6 protein-coding genes and 1 tRNA gene are annotated in these 3,031 nt (G+C 52.8%); all 7 read left to right on the top strand.

Features of this window, described 5'->3' with window-relative positions:
• Nucleotides 1-9: 9 nt before the first annotated feature.
• The 7 genes from AC2VLY_RS16510 (at nt 10) to rplJ (ending at nt 3,021) form a co-directional block, all read left to right on the top strand.
• Nucleotides 10-147, top strand: coding sequence for an EF-Tu C-terminal domain-related protein (locus AC2VLY_RS16510; protein ID WP_456318939.1), 138 nt, complete (start codon nt 10-12; stop codon nt 145-147).
• Between the two features lie 51 nt (nt 148-198).
• Nucleotides 199-274, top strand: a tRNA-Trp gene (locus AC2VLY_RS16505).
• Between the two features lie 20 nt (nt 275-294).
• Nucleotides 295-645 (top strand): preprotein translocase subunit SecE, encoded by a 351-nt coding sequence (gene secE / locus AC2VLY_RS16500; protein WP_010641408.1) that lies wholly within the window; start codon nt 295-297, stop codon nt 643-645.
• Nucleotides 646-1,179, top strand: a complete 534-nt coding sequence (gene nusG, locus AC2VLY_RS16495; RefSeq protein WP_142089395.1) for a transcription termination/antitermination protein NusG — start codon at nt 646-648, stop codon at nt 1,177-1,179. It begins immediately after the preceding gene.
• A gap of 53 nt (nt 1,180-1,232) precedes the next feature.
• On the top strand, nt 1,233-1,661 hold the full coding sequence (gene rplK / locus AC2VLY_RS16490) for a 50S ribosomal protein L11 (RefSeq protein ID WP_010641411.1): 429 nt from the start codon (nt 1,233-1,235) through the stop codon (nt 1,659-1,661).
• A gap of 3 nt (nt 1,662-1,664) precedes the next feature.
• Nucleotides 1,665-2,357, top strand: a complete 693-nt coding sequence (gene rplA / locus AC2VLY_RS16485; protein ID WP_486893619.1) for a 50S ribosomal protein L1 — start codon at nt 1,665-1,667, stop codon at nt 2,355-2,357.
• Between the two features lie 142 nt (nt 2,358-2,499).
• The gene (gene rplJ / locus AC2VLY_RS16480) at nt 2,500-3,021 is read left to right on the top strand and encodes a 50S ribosomal protein L10 (protein WP_486893620.1); all 522 of its coding nucleotides are present in this window, start codon (nt 2,500-2,502) and stop codon (nt 3,019-3,021) included.
• The last annotated feature ends 10 nt before the right edge of the window (nt 3,022-3,031 follow it).

Below are 3,031 nucleotides of genomic sequence, written 5' to 3'. Positions count from 1 at the left end.
GGTGTAGAGATGGTGATGCCTGGTGACAACGTGTTGTTCAAGGTTGCGCTGATTGCCCCGATTGCGATGGAAGAAGGTTTGCGCTTTGCGGTACGTGAAGGTGGCCGTACGGTAGGTGCTGGCGTCGTGTCCAAGGTAGTCGAGTAAGTCAGTTAGTTGTAAAGTTGAACGGCGGCCTGTCCGCCGTTTGCCGTCTGCAGGGCAGTAGCTCAATTGGTAGAGCAGCGGTCTCCAAAACCGCAGGTTGGGGGTTCGATCCCCTCCTGCCCTGCCATTATTAAAGGTGCGGTGGTCATGTCGGAAAAAGTGAAGCTCTATTTTGCGGCAGGTTTCGCTGCCCTCGGGGTGTTCGCGTATTTTCTGATCCCCACGCGTATCGGGACGTATTACCCGAGTGTTGGGTTGGCAGTCGGCCTGCTGATTGCCGCAGGCTTGTTTGCCTATAGTGAAAGCGGAAAGAAGCTTTTGGTATTTTTTCGGGAAGCGTATCTTGAATTACTGAAAGTCGTCTGGCCAACCCGCCCTGAAGTATTGCGGAGCACTGCCATTATCATAGGGTTGATTGCCGTTATTGCGGCCTTTCTGTGGTTGGTCGATCTGGCACTCCTTGGTGTGGTACGGCTACTACTCGGAGGAGTTGGCTAAATGGCTATGCGTTGGTATGTAGTACATGCATTCTCGGGTTTTGAGAAGAAAGTTCAGGCAGAAATTCGCGAGCGGGCGCAACGCGAGGGTCTTGGCGATTGTTTTGGCGAGATATTGGTTCCGGTGGAAGAAGTCGTGGAAATGCGAAATGGTCAAAAAACCAATTCACAGCGCATGTTTTATCCAGGCTACGTTCTCGTGCAAATGGAAATGGATGATACAACCTGGCATCTTGTGAAAAGCACACCCAGGGTCACCGGTTTTGTGGGAGGTTCGGTCGGGCGTCCGCATCCGCTCAGTGATGCAGAGACTGATGCCATCATGGATCGCATCAAGGAAGGCGTTGAAAAGCCGCGTCCGAAATTCAGTTTCGATGCGGGCGAGCAGGTGCGGGTCATCGACGGTCCTTTCAAGGACTTTAATGGTGTGGTTGAAGAAGTCAATTTTGAGAAAAGTAAACTGCGGGTGTCGGTCACCATTTTTGGTCGCTCCACCCCCGTAGAGCTGGATTTCGGTCAGGTAGAAAAAGTCTGACGGTTACATGACGAGGGAGCCTGACGGCGTTTGCACCTCACAGGAGCTGAGTAATGGCAAAGAAAATAACTGGTTATATCAAATTGCAGGTTAAGGCTACCCAAGCCAATCCGAGTCCGCCCATTGGTCCGGCCTTGGGTCAGCGCGGCCTCAATATCATGGAATTTTGCAAGGCTTTTAATGCCCAAACTCAGGGTGTAGAACCCGGTTTGCCATTGCCCGTGGTGATTACGGTATTTGCAGACAAAAGTTTTACTTTTGAAGTTAAAACCCCACCCGCTGCCGTGTTGTTGATGAAAGCTGCAGGCTTACCAAAAGGTAGCGGCCGTCCAAATACCATGAAGGTCGGTAAGGTGACAGAGGCGCAGGTCGAGGAAATCGCCAAGACCAAGATGCCCGATCTCAATACCGAAAATCTGGAATCGGCCAAACGGAGTGTGCGTGGTACTGCCCGGAGTATGGGCCTGACGGTGGAGGGCTAAGACATGGCTAATAAATCCAAACGGAGTACCGCTGCTCGTGATTTGGTCAATCGCAACCAACGCTACGCCATTGAAGAAGCATTGGACCTGGTCAAGAAAATGGCCACGGCCAAGTTCGATGAATCAGTGGATGTCGCAGTCGGTTTGGGGATTGATCCCCGCAAATCCGATCAGGTGGTTCGCGGTGCGGTAGTGTTACCCAATGGCACCGGTAAACAAATGCGGGTCGCCGTGTTTGCAACAGCTGACAAGGCTAATGAAGCCCGTGAAGCTGGAGCCGATATCGTTGGTATGGAAGATCTGGCCGAACAGGTCAAGGCCGGACAGATGGATTTTGACGTGGTCATTGCCACTCCAGATGCGATGCGTATTGTCGGCACTTTGGGCCCGGTTCTGGGGCCGCGAGGTTTGATGCCAAACCCCAAAGTGGGTACCGTTACGGCAGATGTGCGTACCGCAGTAGTCAATGCCAAGGGTGGTCAGGTGCGTTACCGTGCCGACAAGGGCGGTATTGTGCATAGCAGTATTGGCAAGTCTTCCTTTGAAGCTAAAGCCCTGCAGGAAAACCTGATGGCGCTGATTGACAGCTTGCGTAAAGCCAAACCGGCTACCAGCAAGGGCATTTATATTCGTAAAGTCAGTTTGTCTCCGACCATGGGTCCCGGGGTCGGCGTAGATCTTTCTGGCTTGGCGTAACAGTTTCTGTCTTCGGGCGGAAAGGTCGGCGTGAGCCGGCGTACAAAGACCGCAGGGGGCGCAAGCCTTAATGTTTTTCCCTGCGTAGGCGACGGCGCGCCAACCTTTTGGCCGCCTCGGTTAGATAGGAGGTGACATTCACGTGAGTCTCAAACTCGCAGAAAAGGAACAGGTCGTCATCGCCCTTCAAGCCAAAATCACAGAGGCGCAAGCCACTGTGGTAGCAGAGTATCGTGGTTTGACTGTGGCACAAATGACGGCGTTTCGGGCAGAAGCTCTGAAACAGTCCGTACATGTTCAGGTGGTAAAAAACACGCTGTTGAAGCGGGCCCTGGCGGGCACGCCATTCGCAGTCATGGACTCTTTGTTGAAGGGACCCCTGGTATTTGGAGCGGCGGAAGATCCGGTGGCATTAGCCAAAATTTTTACGGATTTCGCCAAGCGTTTTGACAAGCTGGTGGTTACCGGTGGCGTATTGAGTAGCAAGCAGATTGATACTGCGGCTATTGCTCAATTGAGCAAAATGCCGTCTCGTGAAGAATTGCTGGCCAAGTTGCTCGGCACCATGCAGGCGCCTGTATCCGGTTTCGTACGCACCCTCAACGAGGTTCCGAGTCGTTTTGTTCGGGTCCTTGCAGCAGTTCGCGATCAACGCGCTGCCTAACTCAAAATTA

Source organism: Acidithiobacillus sp. TH-A36, assembly GCF_057473445.1.
This window is presented reverse-complemented; position numbering and strand designations above follow the sequence as displayed.

What these genes read in the sequence shown, in the direction of transcription:
- AC2VLY_RS16510 (WP_456318939.1), top strand. Translation starts at nt 10, where the DNA reads ATGGTGATGCCTGGTGACAACGTGTTGTTCAAGGTTGCGCTGATTGCC.
- secE (WP_010641408.1), top strand. Translation starts at nt 295, where the DNA reads ATGTCGGAAAAAGTGAAGCTCTATTTTGCGGCAGGTTTCGCTGCCCTC.
- nusG (WP_142089395.1), top strand. Translation starts at nt 646, where the DNA reads ATGGCTATGCGTTGGTATGTAGTACATGCATTCTCGGGTTTTGAGAAG.
- rplK (WP_010641411.1), top strand. Translation starts at nt 1,233, where the DNA reads ATGGCAAAGAAAATAACTGGTTATATCAAATTGCAGGTTAAGGCTACC.
- rplA (WP_486893619.1), top strand. Translation starts at nt 1,665, where the DNA reads ATGGCTAATAAATCCAAACGGAGTACCGCTGCTCGTGATTTGGTCAAT.